General features: G+C 40.1%; 17 protein-coding genes, 1 tRNA gene and 1 pseudogene. 9 read left to right on the top strand and 10 right to left on the bottom strand.

Annotated features, from left to right (window positions below):
* The first annotated feature begins 69 nt into the window (after positions 1-69).
* The 8 genes and pseudogenes from ACR64G_RS05245 (at position 70) to ACR64G_RS05210 (ending at position 8,368) form a co-directional block, all read left to right on the top strand.
* Positions 70-1,233: a tRNA nucleotidyltransferase gene (locus ACR64G_RS05245; protein ID WP_435980457.1), complete on the top strand. Its 1,164-nt coding sequence runs from the start codon at positions 70-72 to the stop codon at positions 1,231-1,233.
* On the top strand, positions 1,233-2,039 hold the full coding sequence (locus tag ACR64G_RS05240; RefSeq protein ID WP_435980644.1) for a pteridine reductase: 807 nt from the start codon (positions 1,233-1,235) through the stop codon (positions 2,037-2,039). Before ACR64G_RS05245 ends, ACR64G_RS05240 begins: the two co-directional genes overlap by 1 nt.
* A 100-nt stretch (positions 2,040-2,139) precedes the next feature.
* Positions 2,140-2,216: transfer RNA gene (locus tag ACR64G_RS05235), tRNA-Ile, on the top strand.
* A gap of 161 nt (positions 2,217-2,377) precedes the next feature.
* Complete coding sequence (locus tag ACR64G_RS05230; RefSeq protein WP_435980456.1) at positions 2,378-3,568, top strand: tyrosine-type recombinase/integrase; 1,191 nt, start codon at positions 2,378-2,380, stop codon at positions 3,566-3,568.
* A gap of 87 nt (positions 3,569-3,655) precedes the next feature.
* Positions 3,656-4,522 carry a hypothetical protein gene (locus tag ACR64G_RS05225; protein ID WP_435980455.1) on the top strand — a complete coding sequence of 289 codons (867 nt, stop codon included), beginning with the start codon at positions 3,656-3,658 and terminating at the stop codon, positions 4,520-4,522.
* A gap of 126 nt (positions 4,523-4,648) precedes the next feature.
* Positions 4,649-4,915: a helix-turn-helix transcriptional regulator gene (locus ACR64G_RS05220; RefSeq protein ID WP_173239350.1), complete on the top strand. Its 267-nt coding sequence runs from the start codon at positions 4,649-4,651 to the stop codon at positions 4,913-4,915.
* Positions 4,890-7,178: pseudogene (locus tag ACR64G_RS05215) on the top strand (YfjI family protein). The gene ACR64G_RS05220 and the pseudogene ACR64G_RS05215 overlap by 26 nt, the downstream one beginning before the upstream one ends.
* 488 nt (positions 7,179-7,666) lie before the next feature.
* The gene (locus tag ACR64G_RS05210) at positions 7,667-8,368 is read left to right on the top strand and encodes an IS1 family transposase (RefSeq protein WP_435980454.1); all 702 of its coding nucleotides are present in this window, start codon (positions 7,667-7,669) and stop codon (positions 8,366-8,368) included.
* Positions 8,369-8,542: 174 nt separating this feature from the next.
* Here the strand turns inward: ACR64G_RS05210 and ACR64G_RS05205 are convergent, their stop codons facing one another.
* The 4 genes from ACR64G_RS05205 to ACR64G_RS05190 form a co-directional block, all read right to left on the bottom strand.
* A complete protein-coding gene (locus ACR64G_RS05205; RefSeq protein ID WP_435980453.1) occupies positions 8,543-11,719 on the bottom strand; it encodes a site-specific integrase in 3,177 nt (1,058 codons plus the stop codon).
* Positions 11,712-14,024 (bottom strand): hypothetical protein, encoded by a 2,313-nt coding sequence (locus tag ACR64G_RS05200; protein WP_435980452.1) that lies wholly within the window; start codon positions 14,022-14,024, stop codon positions 11,712-11,714. The genes ACR64G_RS05205 and ACR64G_RS05200 overlap by 8 nt, the downstream gene beginning before the upstream one ends.
* Entirely contained in the window at positions 14,011-14,580 is a 570-nt protein-coding gene (locus tag ACR64G_RS05195) for a hypothetical protein (RefSeq protein ID WP_435980451.1), read from the bottom strand. The genes ACR64G_RS05200 and ACR64G_RS05195 overlap by 14 nt, the downstream gene beginning before the upstream one ends.
* Positions 14,581-14,831: 251 nt before the next feature.
* Positions 14,832-15,044 (bottom strand): helix-turn-helix domain-containing protein, encoded by a 213-nt coding sequence (locus ACR64G_RS05190; protein ID WP_435980450.1) that lies wholly within the window; start codon positions 15,042-15,044, stop codon positions 14,832-14,834.
* Between the two features lie 249 nt (positions 15,045-15,293).
* On the opposite strand from ACR64G_RS05190, the gene ACR64G_RS05185 reads away from it, so the two are divergent.
* Positions 15,294-15,614, top strand: coding sequence for a hypothetical protein (locus ACR64G_RS05185; RefSeq protein WP_319051798.1), 321 nt, complete (start codon positions 15,294-15,296; stop codon positions 15,612-15,614).
* A gap of 42 nt (positions 15,615-15,656) precedes the next feature.
* Here the strand turns inward: ACR64G_RS05185 and ACR64G_RS05180 are convergent, their stop codons facing one another.
* The 6 genes from ACR64G_RS05180 to ACR64G_RS05155 form a co-directional block, all read right to left on the bottom strand.
* On the bottom strand, positions 15,657-16,301 hold the full coding sequence (locus ACR64G_RS05180; protein ID WP_435980449.1) for a hypothetical protein: 645 nt from the start codon (positions 16,299-16,301) through the stop codon (positions 15,657-15,659).
* Between the two features lie 40 nt (positions 16,302-16,341).
* Positions 16,342-17,367, bottom strand: a complete 1,026-nt coding sequence (locus ACR64G_RS05175) for a PD-(D/E)XK nuclease family protein (protein ID WP_173239358.1) — start codon at positions 17,365-17,367, stop codon at positions 16,342-16,344.
* 67 nt (positions 17,368-17,434) lie between these two features.
* Positions 17,435-18,523, bottom strand: coding sequence for a helix-turn-helix transcriptional regulator (locus tag ACR64G_RS05170; RefSeq protein WP_435980448.1), 1,089 nt, complete (start codon positions 18,521-18,523; stop codon positions 17,435-17,437).
* 67 nt (positions 18,524-18,590) lie between these two features.
* Positions 18,591-19,460 carry a PP2C family protein-serine/threonine phosphatase gene (locus ACR64G_RS05165; protein ID WP_435980447.1) on the bottom strand — a complete coding sequence of 290 codons (870 nt, stop codon included), beginning with the start codon at positions 19,458-19,460 and terminating at the stop codon, positions 18,591-18,593.
* A gap of 265 nt (positions 19,461-19,725) precedes the next feature.
* Positions 19,726-20,937 carry a competence protein CoiA gene (locus ACR64G_RS05160; protein WP_435980446.1) on the bottom strand — a complete coding sequence of 404 codons (1,212 nt, stop codon included), beginning with the start codon at positions 20,935-20,937 and terminating at the stop codon, positions 19,726-19,728.
* Between the two features lie 10 nt (positions 20,938-20,947).
* Positions 20,948-21,109, bottom strand: a complete 162-nt coding sequence (locus ACR64G_RS05155; protein ID WP_435980445.1) for an ATP-binding domain-containing protein — start codon at positions 21,107-21,109, stop codon at positions 20,948-20,950.
* Between the last annotated feature and the right edge of the window lie 5 nt (positions 21,110-21,114).

Raw genomic sequence — 21,114 nt, 5'->3', positions numbered from 1 at the left:
ATACTCAAACCAGTCAATGCTCATGCGGTATTGACTGGTTTTTTTGTACCTATATATTGGGAGGTTGTTATGCAAGTTTATCTGGTTGGCGGTGCGGTACGTGATCAACTACTAGGACGCCCTATCAAAGACAAAGACTTTGTCGTAGTTGGCGCCACTACTGATGAGATGCTCGCTGCTGGGTTTTTGCAAGTCGGTGCTGATTTTCCTGTGTTTTTGCATCCTGTCAGTCAGCAAGAATATGCCCTTGCCCGTACTGAGCGCAAGCAAGGTCACGGTTATCAAGGCTTTAGCGTTCATGCCAGCCCCGATGTCACGCTCAGAGATGATTTACAGCGCCGAGATCTAACCGTCAATGCTATGGCTATACAAGTAGTTAGCCTATTTGATGACACTCCTCTTACAGGAGATGTCGTTGACTATTATGGCGGTCTGAATGATATCAAGGACAAGATTCTGCGCCATGTCTCAAAAGCCTTTAGCGAAGATCCTTTGCGTGTGCTTCGCGTCGCTCGTTTTTATAGTCGGTACTTTGACTCTGGTTTTACCATTGCTAGCGAGACGTTAGTCCTAATGAAGCAACTAATCGTATCAGGTGAGCTTGAGCATCTAAGTGCGGAGCGTATCTGGCAGGAGTCGAGCCGCGCTACGATGCAAACCTCGCCTCATGTCTATTGGCAGCAACTGTTTGAGCTTGGCGCGCTGACTCATTACTTTGTACCTCTAAATGAGGCTTGGAGCAATGGGCATATAGGAGAAACAGTGCAAACTACACTATATTTTGCCGCGCAAATGCAGCTTAATCTCTCACAGCGCTGGGCATTACTAATGAGCAGTCTTGCTCCCCAGATGTTTGATGCCAAGTCAGATACCACAACTGCTACGCAAGACATCGTTGCTATAGGCAATAGTGCAAAAGTCCCCAAAGCACTCACTCAATTCGCTAGTCTCTTTATAACTCAAAACGATAAGTTGAGTGGAGTAAACGAGCTGAGTGCAGCGCAAAAGATTGATCTGATTCAAGCCTGTAGCGCGCATAAGGATCCCGCTAAACTCTCACAATTACTAGTCACTGCTCACGTGTTGCAATTAGCTAGAGATCATCGACAAATGATGTTAGCACTGGGTAGCTTCCATGCTGTTGGTATTCAAGATATCGACCCTGATCTTAAGGGTGCAAAAATTGGAGAAGCGCTACGCCAAGCGCGTATAGAGCGCTTGCAAACACTATGATGGATACTACCTTTGAGACTATCACTTTAAAAAATGATGAAATGCCTGTTATGCTAGTCACGGGTAGTGCCAAACGTATTGGCGCTGCTATCATCCAAGCCGCGCACTATCAAGGCTACCGCGTGATTATCCATTGTCGTCAAAGCGTGCAACAGGCACAAGCTTTGGCAGCTAAGCTCAATACTGCTCGTGAGCACAGTGCCGCTGTTATCGCTGCTGACTTGAGTCTCATAAATGATGTTGATCTGCTTGAGCAGTTTGTACAAAAAATAATACATGCCTTTGGGCGTCTCGATGTACTAGTTCATAATGCATCGCGCTTCTATCCTACTCCGCTTAGCACTATAGATCATAACCACTGGGATGAGTTGTTTTTAAGTAATGCCAAAGCGCCCCTGTTCCTAAGCCAAGCATTACTACCTTATCTCAAAAGATATCAAGGATGCATCATTAGCCTACTCGACATCCACGCTCAGGATAAACCGTTTGAGCATTATACGGTCTACAATATGGCAAAGGCGGCGCATCAAATGCTGGTACAGTCTTTAGCATTAGAAGCTGCACCTGACGTCAGAGTCAATGGTATCGCCCCTGGCGTCAATATATTACCGGATAACAGTAGCGACCAAGCGATAGATCATCAGCAGCAACGACGCATTATTAACTCTATTCCTATGCAGCGGATTGGCACTCCTGAAGATATCGCACATACAGTGCTCTTTTTGGCAAAAGCGAGCTATATCACAGGTGAAGTGATCAACGTAGATGGTGGTCGCCGTTTGACTTTAGCAGGCGGCTCTGACTAAGATTCATGGAATAAAGAAAATATGTCAATCAAAGCGGGCAACTTGCTATCTTTTACTTGAAAATTTAAAAAAATGATGTATCATTATCCGTCTACCGTTAGGGCCCATAGCTCAGTTGGTTAGAGCGCACGACTCATAATCGTTCGGTCGTAGGTTCAAGTCCTACTGGGCCCACCATATTTATAGTACATAAAGAAATCAGGCTTGTTCGCAGCGATGCGGCAAGCCTTTTTTTATGGGGTTTCGGCAGATTTAAGAATACCTTGGTATATGGCGAACCATATAGAATATTGGTATATTTGTTGGTATAGATTATACCAACGCGGAGATATACCAACATGACATTAACTCATACGATTATCAATAAATTAACACCAAGTGAAAAATGCACCCCTAGCCGCCCTGACAAGCATAGCGATGGCGATGGCCTTCAACTGTGGGTAAGACATACGGGAAACAAAGTCTGGGTCAGTGCTTACCGCTGGCAAGGTAAACAGCAATCACTCACTTTGGGCAAGTATCCACTAATCACATTACAACAAGCACGCCAGCGTAACCTAGAAATAAAACAGTTAATTAGTGAAGGTATTAACCCGAAGGATAAGAAAAAAGAGAAAGCTGCTGAACAAGACGGTTTAAGACTTTTTGATACTATTGCACAAGCTTGGTATGCGGATCGCAAGACCTTTTTAGCCTCAAGTACGTTTAGTCGTAATTATTCAGCCTATATGCGTGACGTTAAACCGATTATTGGTCATAAACTAATTGATGATATTACCCCACCTGATATTTTGAAGATTGGTAAGAATGTCGAGGCTCGTGGCGCTAATGAAATGGCGCGACGTATAATGGCAGAGGTTGGACAGATATTTAAACATGCTATTCGCATAGGTATAGCAACATCAAATCCTGCGGCAGATTTATCAGCGGCAATCAAACCGCATAAGACTAAAAATCACAGCCGTATTACGTCAAAAGAGTTACCAAAACTTTTACAAGATATCAATGACTACACTGGCCATATCCCAGTCAAACTAGGTCTATGGTTCTTATGCTATACCTTTGTACGAACTAATGAGATCAGATTTATGGAATGGTCAGAAATCGACTGGAAGGATAAAATTTGGCGTATACCTGCAGACAAAATGAAGATGGATAGACCTCACATTGTGCCTCTTGCACCGCAGGTCATAGATATATTACAACAAATTAAAGAGCTGAATTTTTCAGAGCAGTACGTATTCTACAACCCTTCAACTCGCAAACCTTACAGCCAAAATGCTTTTATTAACGTGCTTTATCAGATGGGTTATAAATACAAAATGACGGGGCATGGTTTCCGAGGGCTGGCAAGCACCACCCTTCACGAACAGGGCTATATGCATGAGGCTATAGAGCTACAACTCGCCCATGAGCAAGAGAACAAAATTAGTAAAGCATATAACGGTGCCCAACATTTAGATTATCGTCGAGATATGATGAATGCGTGGGCAGATTTTATAGATAATAGTTTTCGAAAAGGTTATTGATTTTTATCAAAAAATTTATTTTATTTCAACTTATAGAGCAATTTTTATCAAAAAATTTATTTTATTTCAACTTATAGAGCAATTTTTATGTTAAAAAGTAGTGATTTTTATAATTTTAAAGACTCTGTTGCACTTTTCAAAGATATGATAGATAAAAGCATAAGTGACACTGAAGTGTATAGAAGAATAGAATCTGGTCAATTGACCCCCTATCTTGACTACAAAGGTGCTGCCCACCTTACTAAAAATGGAACAGTTTTGAGAGGTATTGACTATGTCTTCAAACTCTTTGAAGAAGAGTTTTATGTTTCGGGTATATTTAAGTTATCTAACGAAAACATATTCCTTTCAGAATTTTGTCTTGAAGCTATCTTAGGAGTTGGAAATCCTGTAGCTCAAAAAATTAAGATCTATAGTATTAGTAATGAAAATCTAAAAAATAAGGATCTTTCATTAGGTTATTGTTTATATAATATAAATGACAAGATAAATGAAAAACACCTAAAAACTGGTTTGAAATGCGAAATAGTTTTTGATAAAGAAGAATTACTAGATATAGTCAGTGAATATAAAAACAAGCAAAGAAACGATTATTTAGAAAATGAACTTGAAGAAGCTAGAGAGCATATTGAACGTTTAAAACGTGGTAGAAACCTATTAGAGGTAGAAGTCGATAGATTAAAGAGAGATCTGCGAGCTACTCAACTTCAAGAACCTACTGAAAATCTAAATGATGTGAAGGACAGCGCCTATCGTCTTATATTCGCTCTTAAGGATATAATATTGGGATTAGACCAAGAGTCCAAAGTTTTATCTACTGAGAAAAAGAACAAAATCAATTTTGTTAATCAAAGTGAAATAGTTGATCACATCACTGCTAAGGAGACTCCAAAGCTCAGCAAGAGCAATATTGAAAAGATCTTCACAGAAGCTAACAAACGTAGTTTAGACTAATTTTCGCAAGTTGCGATTTGCAAGTCGCAAGTTGCGATGACTATGTATGATTCCTACCTTATATTCTAGCTACACCGTAACTGTTCGTTGCGGTGGATAATCATCGTAATATACGGAGACGCTAGAATGAAAGATTCTACAAAGAATACCCAAACTGAAAAAAGTGTGGTTAGTAACCTTTTGCCGCTTCAGGGAATGTCTAGAGCAAAAGACATTCTGCCACTTTTACCATTTTCGAGAACGACTTTACATGAGTGGAGTAACGATGGTAGGTTTCCTGCAAGTGTTAAACTATCTCCAAAAATGGTGGCTTGGCGAAATGCGGACGTTCTAGAGTGGCTAGAAAAGCAAAGCCTAAATCCTTCTGATGTGCAGGAGGAAACTAATGATTAATTCAAACAAAGAAAAAGCCCATGCTCAAAGCATGGGCTTAGGTCAGTATTTAACTGATTGTGAAGCAGCTACGTTGGCAGACGTAGCAGGCAACGAAATATTAGAAAACCTTATCAATAATCATGGAAACACTAATATCTACAAACTACATTGTGATATTACCATTTTTTCTGGACAACTAAAAGGAGAAATAAAGTTAGGTACCGCTAATTCCCTAGGATTAGTCATGCAAGATAGCAAAGCGCAAATAGTGAACCTTGCCAGCGTACCGGTTAATGGCAAAGGCAGACCTTTTATAGCCGACACCGCCAAACCCAGCGCCTTTATATTGGGCTCTATGGGTTTTAATGATGTGATTATAGCTATTGATAACCTGACCGATGCCATTAATTGCTATAACTCTTATATAGATGCAGGTGTACGAGCAAGTGTTATTACTAGCATAGTACCTAGTCTATTTAGGCAGACGGTAGCAGAGTTTGAAAAAGTAAGACAGTTAACCATTATTGTGACTGCCCTGCCAGCCGATAAAGCAAAGTTAAAACAGCTTGAGGGGATGAATGTTAAAGCAGTTGTATGTGAACATACGCCCATATATGAAGCTATACAGTATGGGGCTAGCTATAATGACTTAATAGCTGATGCAGAGGTTATCGACTTACAGACGCTAGGCAAACCAAAGCCAAAACTGATTAACCAAATCTTGCCACCAGTTAAGAATGTAACTGATGGAATGCTACCTGATAGCTTACAGCGTTACGTGAATAACCATGCTGAGCGCCTAAGCACCCCACCTGAATATATCGCAATACCTCTGATAACTGCGTTAGCAAGCGTCATCGGTACAAAGGTTAGTATTTACCCAAAGATGTACGATGATTGGGAAATCGTACCAAATATATGGGGCGCTATTATTGGGAATCCATCGACTAAAAAAAGCCCAGCACTTGATGCTGGCATGAAGCCACTTAAAAACTTAACGTATAAAGCAAAAGCAGATTATGAGCAATCACAAAAAGACTTTGCAGCATAAAAGGAGATTAATGAATTTAAGACCAAAGCCGTTAAAAGTGAATTACAAAAACTTGCTAGAGAGCAAGTTCAGCAAGCTGATGATGCTGAGCACAAAATCACTGATGACGATCTCAAAGCAAAAGCGCAAACGATAGCCGAAACCCAGCAAGCTAATGAAAGCGAGCCCATTATGAAGCGCTACATAGCTAATGATGGTACTCATCAAAAGCTAGGCGAGATACTAACCCAAACCAATAATGGCTTGCTAGTGGAACGTGACGAACTGACAGCTTTACTTGCCTCGTTTAACGGTGAGCAAAATAATGATGCTCGCAACTTCTATCTTGAAGCCTTTAACGGTACTGGCAGCCATGTTATGGATAGAGTGATTAGAGGTTCGATATTTATTGAACATCATTGCTTGTCTGTTGTCGGTGGCATACAACCGAACAAGCTTGAACGCTACTTAGAAAAAACCATCAAGGGGTTAGATAATGATGGACTGATGCAACGTTTTCAGCTTGCCGTCTATCCTGACCATATCAAAGGGCTAAAAGAGCGTGATATAGCACCCAATGCTGAGATAAGGCAGATTGTGTATGACTTGTTTGAAACCATCGACAATATGAGTTTATGTGATTTCATCAAGTATGGCGCAAACCCAGTCGATGACTATCACAAGCGACCTTATTATCATTTCACCGATGACGCTTATAAAAAGTTTATGAATTGGTACGATGAGCAAAAAGCTAAAGCTGATGAGTGTGAACATAGCGTGATAGCTGAGCATATAACTAAATATCCCAAAACTATAGCGTCATTAGCGCTTATATTTCACTTAGTCGATTGCATCGAACATGGCGCGTCATTAGGTGCAGTCAGTATGATAGCGCTTGATGCAGCCCTCGCATGGCATGATATGTTAGAAACTCACATGATGCGTATTTATAGCATAGTGACCGATAGCGCCAATATTAAAGCCTCTAATTTAGCTGATAGAATAATAAAAATGATTAAGAATGGAGGTAACAAAACTGACAAAACCGACTGGGTAAACCATGGCTTCACTGCAAGAGACTTGCACCGCAAAAACTGGAAAGGCTTAACTGATAGCGAAGACGTACTGAACGCGCTTGATATTTTAGTAGGGCATGACTGGCTAACATGGCAGTCAATTGAAAGTACAGGACAAGGCGGGCGACCAACGGAGCGTTACTATATCAACTCAAGATTAAGAGAGCTTTTATAGGTTCTGTCAGTGCAGCATCTAGGCGTTATTGAAAAATAGCGCCTTTTTTATTTTTCAAATTTAGATTTTGTCAGTACAGAATTATAGCGCTATTGTTAGATAATACTTTTTTAATATTTAGTGTTAGTTTCTACAATCGATGCAACATTTGTAACTAGTTCATTTAGCGAACTATTAGTGAATTACGCTACCTCAAGGATAACCAGCAGCTCTTTAGCATCACCACTATGAGCCATGTATTGTATATGTACGGAGTTGACGGTAGGGAGTATCCTATCTAAAAAAAGTGAGTACAGGTAAAGCTCCAGCGCCAAGAATAGAGAATAATCTACATAAAATGTTTTGAACTGCCGCAAATACATCGGAGAGTGATTTACTTTAGTCTGTTAGCGATGCCAACAGATTAAAATTATCGGTGGTGTATCAGAAAGTATGCTGAGGAGTTAAAAGAAGGGTGACAGCCAAAGCAAGATGATATATTTGAGGTTATGAAGACACAAATAGATATTAGCTGCCCCGACTGTCACAGTCCCAGTTCAAAGAAAAATGGCATAAAAAGCTATGGTAAGCAAAACTACCAATGTAAGGGCTGCAACCGCCAGTTCATTGGCGACCATGCCTTAAACTATAATGGCTGTCACTCTCAAATAGAAGACATTATACAGCTAATGACGGTTAGAGGTTGCGGCGTTAGAGACGTAGCTATTATAGCCTCAGTCAGTATCGGTAAAGTATTGAGCACCATAGGCTCGTCTGTTTATAAGATCGCGCCTAAGAAGCGCTACTATGAACGCTTAGAGGTTGATGAATTCTGGACTTACGTGTATCGCAAGAAGCGTAAAGTCTGGCTCATCTACGCTTATGACCGTGCTACTAATGAGATTGTCGCTTATGTCTGGGGCAAACGTGATTTGAAAACGGCTAAGAAGCTAAGAGCACGTCTTGAGCAACTTAAAGTCAGCTATGGCTCTATTAGTATGGATAACTGGGACAGTTTTATAACCGCCTTTAAAAGTGATAACAAACGAATTGGCAAACAACATACGGTAGGTATTGAAGGTAATAACTGCCGTCTTAGACACCGGTTAAGACGAGCGGTTAGAAAGACTTGTTGCTTCTCAAAAAAGCTTGATAATCACTTTAAAGTATTCGATCTGGTGTTCTTTTATGTCAATTATGGTTACGTCTGATGCCGGCATACTTTTTAGAACACCACCACTTTTTTAATATATTACCTCAAACCGAACTGACAAAACTGACAAAACTGACAAAACTGACAAAACTGACAAAACTGACAAAACTGACAAAAGTCTAGATTATAATTTATGATATTTTTGACACGTATATAAAATAACTCTTTAAATCTATTCTTGTCTAACCAATATCATTAAAGTGTGACCAACATACTTCAGTAATCCTGAAGAGCCGTAATATTCATCAGTGATAGCCATGTTTTTATTAGATAGCTTGTGCTTCTTCTGTACCACTTTTACCTCATAACCATGGAAATTCTCACGAGCGCCGACACGTATTGCGCTATCAAGCCCTAGCTCTTTTTTAATATTACGCACTGCTTGCTCGCTATGCGCCCTAATCTGCCAATGACTGGCATCGATAAGCTGACAACCTACTGTGACGAACTGCTGTAGCATCTCAAGCCGGGTCTCTTTAATCCCAAAATGAATCGATGAGGTATTTAGGTTGTGTTTATCTTTAAATATTTCCACAAACGACTTCAGTCTAGCAGGCTCATCAATTGACATTTGATACGCACGATCAAGCGCAGTCACTAAAACTTCTTGGTTCTTATGTCCGGTAGGTGCACCTAAAATTAGTCTATCATCGGTAAACAGCTGGCAAGCATTATTGTAAATTTTTCTAGCATCACTGATAGCGATACCATGCCGAAGTGCGACCTCTGCCAACTGCCCTGCTCGTTTATCAACATTTACTGTCTGTAGTTCCTCTAATAGCGCAATCACATCGTATATTTTTGGATGAATAAATATAGATAACTGAGTATCTACCGCATCATTTTTTATGTTTTGCGGGTAAGTTACATTAACTGATGTACTGTTATCGACAAATAAAGACTCTTTGCTCACAACTTTGTTAATTAAGTAGCCACGCATCTTATCAAGATTAACCTGTTTAGTACTGCCATCATATGCTCTACCTTCTTGCCTATTCACTGTCTGATAACTAATACCTGTTACCATCTCAAATACGGTCACAGGCATAACAAGCTTAGCTTGACTCATTTGCCAGCCAGCCAGCAAATGAGCGGTATGAATATAGTACTCAAATGTAGTGTCTGGCGTTAAATGCCCGGCAAGACTAGCTAGCCCAAACCACATCCCCTTTTCTTTGTTATTAGCAAGCACAACGCTAACGATAGCATCGCTATGGGCTTTATCATAGTCTGTCATCACCTGAGCCAGTGGTGATCCGCTTAACACCAATGCCAGCTGACTAAGTGCCGTATGCCGAAAGCTATGAAAAGTAAAGCTATGATTGCTTAATAAGTGATCCCAAATTATCTTCATCATATTACTAAAAAACACAGGCGGCAGTGGTTGATCACCTGAACCTTGCGAAAATAAATACTTTCTTTTTAGTCTACGCTGCTGATGATAATACGAAATAACTTGCTTTAGCTCATCTGCTTTCAGCAAGCTATCTATCGGTATCACTCGTTTAGCGCTGCTGCTTTTAAGTCTGCGATAATGGTTAGGTCTGAGGATAATTTTAGGGTTCTCAATGACATAGCCATTGATACTGCTTATATCTGCAATATCGCCGACCTTAATACCAATGATCTCGTTAATACGCATACCAGTCCGATAAGCAAGTGCCAAAACAATTAGGCATAGCTGCTGTTGCTCAACCTCTAACTCTGATGTTTTAATATAATTTTGCATTGCTTGGTATACACGCGGTGACACCATTTCGGCTTTAACCACTTGCCGGTTATTGCCCCATGGAAAATACACATAAGGTGCATCGAAACGCGCCCGCTGATAATCATGAAATGCTCGCAGACGACCATAAGTGAATTTTTGGTTATCCTTTAAATGATCTAGCGTAGAAGTATTTCGCTCTGCTTTCTGTTCAATAGAATCGACTAGTGTGTTGGCTTCATCTTCTGTATCATCAGTACTCCGGTTAAATTCAGATGATTTATTTAAGATTGAATTTTTCCGACCATCTTTAACCTTACTTTGAATAATTTGCTCATAGATTTCCTCAAAATCATCACCCTCCCATTGATTAATTTCCTCATCCATTGTTAGCATTAGCCAGTCGCGACCAATGCAGCCGATGTATTTACTGATGGTATTAAGCCGAATGCTATGATCATCAAGCAGCGATAACGCCCAACTAAGCAAACGCTTCGCATTGGGCTGGCTAGCGACTGTTTTTAATATTGTGATAGTGGAAATAGCGTCATTTCTGGTTGATTTAAGTACCTCTTGAACTTCTTTGATCAGATTTTTACTAAAACTAGGGTAGTTTATGGTACCGCCTTGGCTATTCGACTTTATTGGTGATGGATAGCTGGCATTAAACAGTTCAGACCACGTTAGTGGTACAGGATTTGACTTAATGTCCTCTCGGTTATAATGGATAAGCTTATCAGTCGATAGCCCCGTGGTTTTGAGACCACCTTGTTTTACCACAGTAAGCGCACCATCAATCAGGCTACCTTCTATTTGCCGCCAGTGATAGTTGGCATATTTGATAAGCAATGAGTGCTGCGGGCGCTCACTATCTTTATTGGTGAGCTTAAGCGTTTTTGAAATATCGTTAATTATGGTATTAAATGACTTTATCTTGGCCGTGTTTAACTCTTTATCCTTTAGAGCATATAAAAAACACAAGCTCATATCATCAGGAATATAATCAACAAAACGGTGTAAGCTTTCACTGTCATCAGCCGCGCAGCCATAATTATCATCACGCACTCTAAGCGGTATCACAGCCACTGACTCTGCCCTACTTTTTTCATCAGTCGCTGGCATGTCAATCTGATACATCTGACGCTCACCAAACAGCCAATCGTATAACGCTCTTAGTACCTCAATGTCATTAATACCACCATACATGATGCTGCAATACAACACCCCTTCAACCAAGTCGTTTACTGAGAAACGCCGTTTTCGTTGCCAAACCTCTATCATTGTCGTACTACTGTCTGCCACAGCACGTCCATTCACAAACCAATCATAGTTAATGGTCAAGCGCTCACGAGTTGCCAGTATCGGTACCACAGGCTCATTAAGATATATCTGATGCGTTTTATTATAATCACGAACAAACTCTAAAAACCCACGCCGAGCCAATTGGAAGTTTTGAGCGGTGTCGAACGTCCCTTCTAGCAACTGGTTAATTGCTGAATAATGATACTGCAGCTCACAAGGCGGCTGCATAGAATTTTGATTGATATATTCTTCGATTAATTTTTTAGCGTCATGCTTAACACTTTTTTTGGATTCTTCTCTATTAAGCTGTCGCAGTTTATGAGCACTTATATTATCCATATAGACGAACCTCAATTTGTTTTAAGTGAAGATCTGTAGCGATCGCATCTAAATGAGGGCTGAGCTGGTGCAGCTGATTGATAGAGCTTGATGACATCGGGTGCATGAACTCCTGATCAGGATGCTCGTGACCGTAAAGCGCGCAAATTAGATAGTCAGGTACGCGCCCTGTAAGCATGGATCTCAGCTGATGACGCAGCCAATTATCCTGATGACTAAAAAAGTCTTGCAACTGATAACGGACTCGGCTTGGCGTAATACTGGCGAAGCCTTTTGGGTTTTTTTGGTAAATTTGAATGAGGGGTTGTTCTGATTGCAAGATGGCATTGATGGGATAAGGCGCTGCTGGACATAATGGATTATAGATAGCGGCAAATTGCTCAATATAAGTCATATAGTTTTTTATAGCCGTTATCAAAAACTTGCTAAGAGGAATGAGCCTGCCATCAGATTGCGCATGACGCTCTTCTTTGTCCGATACCCATAACATGCGCCGCTTAAAGTCAAACTGGTGTAGCAAGCCTGGTGCGTGCTTGACTGGCCGGATACCCGTTTGGATCATAACAATATGCCATAGCCAAATGCTATAGCTATTAAACTGCGTAATATAGCGATCCATGTTGGATTTTAGCTTGCCATTAAAGCTCTCGGCACTGACAGCCAGTTGATTAAAGAACTGCTGGCACATTGTGGTCTTTAGTGCCATATCACTACCAATGTGGCTTCTATGCCCGTTCATCGGTACGCTACACTCATCTATTAAAAGTGCTTTTTGCTCATCATTGCAATATTCAGTTATCAGCTGTACCGCTTTTAGATAAGTTTGCTCTAGCTCTACCGTTTTAGTGCTAAGGTAATACAGCGAAGAGCTATGCCGTACATCAACACCTGTGATCAGGTCAGCATATAAGGGCTTATTAAGCTCGTTTTTGATGAGGATAAATAGGCCTACTTCAATATACTGCGGACTCAGTGCTGGTAGGTTAAGCAGATCTTTAGCATAAGAGATAGCGTCTTTAACAGTATCGGATGAAACGGTAATTTTATCCTCAAGCATAACTTGTAAAGCTTCAGGAATTGCACGATAAAAGGTACTGCCATAACTTTGTCTGTGGGCAAGAAGATGACTTCGAGTATTGGTCGTCACATCAATCGTGATGGCAATGCTACTAACTTTACGGACACGGTCATAGACGAAATACTTCCGTTGACTGCGACTGCATTGCCAATCAGCAATGATGCTATCAATACTAAGACCGCTTAACAGTGATAGTATTAAAACGGCATACCCAGTGCCTCCCTCTTTATCAACACTCATAAAGCGTTGCCAAAGCGTGGCAAATAGCATCTGATATCCGGTAATGCTTAGCTGACGATGATTGGTTGGGAAATGAAACTGATTACGGCGGGCGTGTTGGTGGTTGTTCTTTAATCGCCACTGCTGTAGCTCAGAAGATTTAGCAATTTGTGTGGCTGGCTTAAAGTCATTGTCTAGCAAAGGTACTTCGTCGTCATCAGCAATATTTTCAGCGATTGCCACGTTACTTTGCTTGTTTGATTGTTTCGTACCAAACACAATACTTTGTAGTGGCTCATTGTCAGTACTCACCACTGTCTTGATGACGGTTTGAGCCGACTTTACGCGTTTGGTGCTCCCAGTATAAGTTTTGCCAATAAAGGTTTTATTATTAATTGCTACCTCATAAGCCAGCCTGATTTGACCGATTTTACTACCAAGATATTGGTTCGCTGTTTTACCTGTTGCCTCTTTCTGTTTAACGCTCGCTTCATATTGTCTGATATAAGATAAGCATGAGGACAAGCTATCGCACTGATCGTGAATGCTAATTAACTGGTCGAGAATGCCACGTTGTGGATCAGAAGGTCTTAGGGCCATACGAACACGCACACCAAGCTTATCTATTTTAGCAAAGTGTTTATCATGGCGTGCTGTGATCATAAATATCACTTTTAAGTAGCCGCTCATAAACCGCCAAGCATTACTCTTAACGTCTATCGCACCATACTCCTGATAAAAGACAATGAGCATATAGCTGACCGCCCACTCTCCAGTTTTACCTTCCCGAATGATTTGCGTCATTACCTCAGTGCAGTCTATGCCAGTAAAGTCTGCAATATTAGACTCTAGTGTTGAGGGTAGTAAATCAATATCATCATCTGGCAACAGACTGATTACATCCATCACGAGCTGACGCATTTGTATGTGATGTGGTGAACCTATTGGGATAAGCTTGTTCAACACTTGCCTGTCGATCACATCATTAAATAATTTAGTGTGACCCATAAGAGGCGTCCATCCAATTCAGACTTTTGGGCAGACCTAGCATCATCTCATCATTAGCCGCTTTGCCCTGCTGATACTCATAAGCACTTTGGCTGATACCAGCAAACCTACAATAATTGTCTACCGTCAGGCGATCAATATTCATGAGTTCGCAAATAATGCTTTTTGGTGCACTAGAGCTTAAAGCCTTTAGAAATTCAGGATGATTAATTCCCCTTGAGAAGGCCAGCCGGACAACCTCACTCCAAGCTAAGCACTTAATATCTCTCAGGCTTTCAGCGGCAACTAAGCAAGGCTGACGTAAACTCATCTCTTCTATTAGAATTTCATCAAACCTTCTAAACTCATTAAAAAAATAATAAGTCTCGTTTTTATCATTTACCAAACGTAGTGGTGGTCGATAATAATCATTCAAGCTAGCCATATTTATACTAGCTATTCTTGGCCTAAATTGATGCCATATCAACAATGGCTTTTGCGCATCTTGATGAACAACCAAATTATATTTACTGAAAGTTATAAACTTCTGAGCAGGCTTTAGATGAATAATATTCATTTTGATATAGTTAATAGTGAATCATACTAATTATGATATGTTATAACTTATCGATTGTAAAGCCTTTAATATTGCTGTTATATTTTTATCTTTAGATAACTTAAATATTGATCTGTAATCAATTTTTTAAGCAAAAAAAATACTCTTTAACCTATAAGCAATAAAGGCTAAAGAGTATTTTAAAATTTCAATTTTAGTTAGGTGAGGAAGTTAACGTATTATTTCAGTCGACCTTCCTATCAAGCTTAGTCTTATTCATTCTCATCAGGAATATACTTCAAAATATCCCCTGGGGTGACTTCTAATACCTGACATAGCTTATTCAAGGTGTCGAACTCTATACGAGTCGTCTCATCGTTATAAATCCTATGAAGTGTTGATTTACTAATATCCGTCATCCTTACTAAATCAGCAACTCGAAGTCGTCTTTCTGCTAAAAGCACAGGGAGATTACAAAAAATCACAATAAAATCCTTATTGGTAAGTAAAAAATACTTGCCAGTGACTACTTTTCTGCTAGAATAATACTCGTTGGCAATAACTAAGTTTCCGTCAAAAACTATTTTATGCTGACTAACGCTTTATTATGTCATATACCTATCTTGCTGCTCAATAGCTCACTAATGATGATAGGTGCGACTGGTTCGATAGATATCATTATTATAAAAAGGTAACGCTAATCATAGGTATCGGTCATTAAAAAGGAGTACGTTGTGGGCATCAGCATTGAATGGAGCATGACACAAAACGCTTGGGACAAACGGGTCTGTGAGGATTATTGGGCCTATGATCATAAAATCAGCTATGTGGATTATGTTAGTTTACTTTGTCAAAAGTATAGCATTAGTACCCATACATTATTTGAAACCGTAAGCCAATGCTACGCTTGCTTAGATGATGTGTGTTGTGAATATTGCGGAAACGCCTGTCCTATTGAAGTACCTGCCGATATTGCTTATATGCGGGCAAAAGAGAGTTGGTTTTGTGCAGTATGTGAGCATGCTATGTGGCGCGGAGACTCTATTAGCAAATAGAACTAGCCTCAATCGATAGTAGCAGCCAAAGCCATACGTTTATTACGTGTGGCTTTGTTTTTCTTCAGCATAAACCGCCTTTAAACGAAAACAGTCAGGCTCTTCAGTCATACTTGAGCTGAGATAAGTAAATGCATTATCATTAGACAACAACTCCTCAATAGCATCTGATATATAAGCAAAGGCTTCCAGTGGAAGACTTTGCACGCTCTGCGTCCCAATAAGCACCCCTTTAGTATTACGAGCGTTGGTAAGTAGACCAATCATCTTATATGTAGCTGTTTTTATCATATCTGATTCAGGCTCACCTGTGGCAATTGCTTGGACAAACTGAAATGAATAACCACGCTTGAACAAGCTTTCGATATCTATAACGTCTATACCGATAAGCGTACTGGCTGAATTAACATCAAGCAGTCTAATGACATCGTTTACTTCATCTAGCTGACATCTAATAACCCCTTCTATGATATCTAAGCGTTCATACTCATGATCATCTGTTTGTAAGCCTACTAAAATATCAGCCTCTGCTTTCTCTTTTAGCTTTAGCAATGCCAGCTCATTCCAACCATCACTGAGGATAAAACATGCGATAACAGATGGCGAATAATGGCCTTTATTTGGTCGATATAAAGCGATACATGGAATGTCATCTACTTTCGATTTATCGAGCTGATATTTCATCATTAGACCCTTTATTACTTTAAATATTATGACACTGCGACTATCACTCGTTTTTATTTTTATACTGATTTACGGCATGGTTAATGAATTTTTGCACTTCATTCATTAGCCTATCTACCTGTTGCAGATCTATTGAACTTTTACCATCAAATATATCTGTGTCTAATACAGCAAAGGTCATATGCCTACCTGAACCAAAGCGCTTTGGCTTAGTCACTTTTAAATCAAAATCAGAAGCTTCTATCTTAAATAGTTTATAAAACTCATTCCTAATCTTACTTCGTCCTTCCTTAGCAGGAACAGACATTTTAAAGCAAATTTTCTCTTGCTCGATTTGCAAGTAAATATCTATATTATTTTCTACTCTATGACCCAAACCCCAAAAGCCCATAAAGCCGCCCGAAGGATTAGCAACATAACCCCAATTGCCTTCTCCTAAGTAAGACTGTAAATATTGAAAAAAGCCAATCCAAGCGCGTTTTTTCCATTCGTTGACAGGCTTTGACTTAAAGCTTTGCACCGCTTCTTCAATAGACTGCAGATGGTTATGATAATCGCTATATATATCACTCTCTTGCAGTGCCGCATTTTGTTCACTATTAAAGAGGTCTAATAAATCTTGTCTAGTTACTGGATAAAAACCGTCCTTTAACACAGCTTTGTAGTTGCTTTGATCATGCGTTTGCAAATAAATAGGAATGATTTTATCTTCTGTAAAGGTTTGAGCGTGTCCATTAAGCATAAACTGCTTGTATCGAACCAACTGATCGGAATGCTGCAAACTACCTACTTTATCTTCGATTAATACACAGTAAGTGTCATTAACAATACAAAGAACATCAATATTACTCACCTGACGTTTTACTACTACTTTATCAATACGACTTGGTAGCGATTTACCCGCTTTTTTGAAGAATAACGCCAACACACTGGTTGCTAATCTATTTAGCGCTCTATGCTTATCGCTTCCTGTCTGATAGTCTTGGTCTGCCCAAGAAAGAAGCCAACAAATAAAAGCGTCTTGTGATAATTCAGAGGTGGCAAATTTAAATAAGTTAGGTGTGGTCATTCTAGCCCCTTGATTAAATTAAAAAATGTATTTGTGTTTGAGTGATTTTGGTAAAACTCTTGATCAGCTATTTTGTATATAATTTCATTCCACTTTCTAGGCGCTCTAAAATTACTGCTTTTAACTCGTTAGGCTCAATCACCACTGCCAACTGCGACATACTAACCAGCCAGTCTTGCAAGCGCTGCGTATTGGCAACTGTTGCACGCACTTCGTTCCAAGTGTCATCGATAACCGTAATCGTTTGAGTAGATGATAACGGCCGCTCATATAAATGCTGGCAGGCATATTTTTGCACCTTTAGAACCAGTCCGATTTTTAAACCATTATTCAATTCCAACTTTCCTAGCTTACGTAGATTCTCAAGAGTAAAAGCATTGCGCACTACCCAGTCCGGTACCAACTGCTCTGTTACTTCAGCTGCTTCAATACGATTAACTGCAAAATTACGATGTGCCTTCAACAGGACGTTATCACCGATATGATCACTCGTTGGATTAAACCCAGTAAGATAGATCATATTGTCGATAAAAATAAGTCCTTTAGGATAGATTACCCTGATTGTAGGACTGTTACGCCATTTGTTTTGATAGCTGATTTGAAGCTGCTTGTTGTGTAATAACGCCTGATGGATACTAGCGAGCACGTCACTATCAAGCTTTGGTGCTTGTACGATACTTGGCAGGGTAATGAGATGATTTTGCCACTGCCCTAGTCTGCTTTGATTGAAGCTGGTCTTATCTTGACGATCTAACTGGGCAAGCTTTTCACTAATACTTTGCTTGAAAGACGTTGGTAAATAGTTTGCGGTATATTTATCAAGCATTTGCCAAAAGAACACCGTTTGCTCATTAATGACATCAATACTAAAGCTTGGCTCAATATAAAACCTTGCCGTCTGTCCGCTGATATTCCGTCCCCAAGCTGGCAGACGCATTAAAGCATCGCTGTGAAAAACGTCATTGAATATTTGATTGAGACTTGTTAGATCGTTCTCTAAATTTTTGCGCTCGTTTGCGTAATGGTTAGGATTATTGCCATAAACATTCATTAGCTCTGTGAGTGATATTGCCTTGTCTTTACTACGTGGCAAGCGCTGATAGAGCGCAAACAAACGGGCTGATTTTTTGTAGGTTGCGATTGGGTGTGTAGACATATAAGCTACTCTATAGGTTATAGAATCTATCAAACTGTCATCTTAAAAGTAGGCTCTTATAAAAAGGTTAATCAAACCGCACCACAATCGCCGTGCCATTATCATAAGCATGACCATCTGAGTCATACACTTGATTCCTAAGCGACTGTAGCCACTCCTGTAAATCCGTTTGATTATCGATACGCGCCCATTCATTACTTGGCACTAAGTCATGAACACCGTCAGTACAGACAATGAGACTATTGCCTGATTGTACCGTGATGTTTTGCCTTATACTTTTAGGTGGCTCGCTGCTTGGGTCATCACTATCTACTGCTAAAGCAAAGCATTCAGTAATGCTATATAAGCTGCCTGCCATACCTGTGCGATTGTACTCCGTAAACTCTACTTGGCGATCTTCATCTTTCGCTTGCTCATCTACCAGCTCATTAAGCAGATTATGATCACGAGTCAAGCATTGCCATTCTTTTGATTCTTTTGTTAGCAAGTACACACGGCTGTCACCTACATGAGTGATGTCTATATTGATTGAGTCGTCATCATTCAGCGCGCCGATGATCATTGCGAGAGTTGACGCAGCACCATAGCGTTTTTTGGTGTGCTTGGTTTGGCTCAGTTGTTGATAGATACGATCTGAGGTCATGTTTCGGACGTTTACTTGATCGTCATTCCATAGTGATCTAATTGCTTTGACAACTGCCTTTGAACAGTGCTGTGACTGGTTAGAACTACCGACACCGTCCGATACGGCAAGGCAAAATGGAGCAACAACTTGGGTCGCTGGCATCACTCCTAAATCCTCTTGATACCAGTGATCTAAGAAGAAAAATGCGTCTTGTTGTAGTCCGTTGCTGGCATTGCCTTTAAAGGTAATGGCGCAGGCATGGGCTATTGTTTCAATAAGAGGTTCATCCTCATCAATTAAAATAGCTGTCATGTTCACTCGCTCATCAGTGATTATCGTTAAGACAAGTATAGTAGATTACCTAGTAATTTTTTTCTAGGTTATGCGATATTTTGAGTCGATATTGATCACGAGTGACTGACAACTTATAAAGGTGATGTTTAATTTCCTCTTACTCATCAGGTGACTATTCTGTCCTTTTTTAGGATATCGCATTATCAGTATTCATAGAGTAGAGTGATATGCGCCTAGTACGATTTGGCACAAAGAAACCCTGCTAGGCTATAATAGCAAACGCTTAACAGGGCTTTGTCAGTTTTACAAAATTCTTAGGTAGCCTGAATGATATCGGGGTTTGTTTAGGCAAGGTGTTAAGTAGTACCCACTCACCGCGCTCAAAGTCGACTTCCATTTCTTTGCCATTTACGATGACTGGTGTTCTAGAAATATTGATACTATCTGTTTGTATGACGCGGTTATGGTAGCGGGCCTCAATGAATGCTCGCTCAGTAAAGAAGTTACCCATCAAAACACCACAATGCGGGCATGAGTTAGACACGAAGCTGCCGCCCATTGTTTTGCTATACATGCTTTTTAGAGGCGCAAACCCATAAGTCTGAGCAAGGTTGTTATTGATAACCTGAATGGTGTCACTGTCACAATCTGTTATATGACCGCTATAACGACGATCCTCGTAAGGCACACCATAATTGGTGTTTCTATAAACAACCTTGGCCACGCTATTCATGCTTCTCTTACAAGCCCAACATTTTTGCTTAATGATTTTTAAAAACAACTCTGTGCTACGGCTGTATTTTGCATAAAACTTTATCTGTGATGACATCATCATAGAGATGAAATCCCCTAAATCCAACGCAATCGGCTCAAAACGCTCATAAATCAAACCCTCCTCGGTATCTTCCTGATTGACATTGAAAACCTTGTAGGAGCTACCAGGCTCTTTTTTGTTTTTGTAGACCGAAAATACTGGCACATCCTTGGTTTTATACAAGTAATCACCGGTAATGGCATTTCTATCTTTGATTGAGCCACTTCTAAGCAGCCATAAGCCTCTAACACCTGAGTCTTTATAAACCTGTTGACGACGTTTGGTTTCAATAAATGCTTGCGGGCTCCACTGCACCTCAATGGCGATCTTAGCCTTGCCTTTAGTGGCATAGATATCCGCTATCCATTCCTCGCCCTTGCTTGATACACCACGTTTTTCGACTTGCACATTCCAACCACATTCGAACAGAGTTTTACTGACCAGGTACTTGATATGTATGTGCTCAGCCGTTTCACCACCGCTTGAGCAATCTGTATCGGTAGGCTTGGCTTTATGAGAAAAGAACTGTGTGCCAAGCTTACTTGTTTTAAGGATGGCGGGCGTGTTGCAACAAGACATTTTGAAAGAAGAGTGCTTATCCTCTTTCAAAGCAATCCAGTCCTTTAAGGCGTAATGAAAACTATAAATAGTCTGATTGTCTTTTAAGCAAACAAACGCCATCTCGTTACCCTTACTGTATGATTCCGATTACTTTAGCGATATTAGTGGCATATAGCTTCTTCTTAGCGCGAGTCATGGCAACATATAATAGGTGGTACTCTTTATCAAGAACATCTTTTGCAGAACCGTCCTCATTAAAGAGTGACTCGTTGAAATCACTATGGATACGCACGTTAT

It is taken from the genome of Psychrobacter sp. DM4 (genome assembly GCF_051307035.1).
Lineage (GTDB): Bacteria > Pseudomonadota > Gammaproteobacteria > Pseudomonadales > Moraxellaceae > Psychrobacter.
This window is presented reverse-complemented; position numbering and strand designations above follow the sequence as displayed.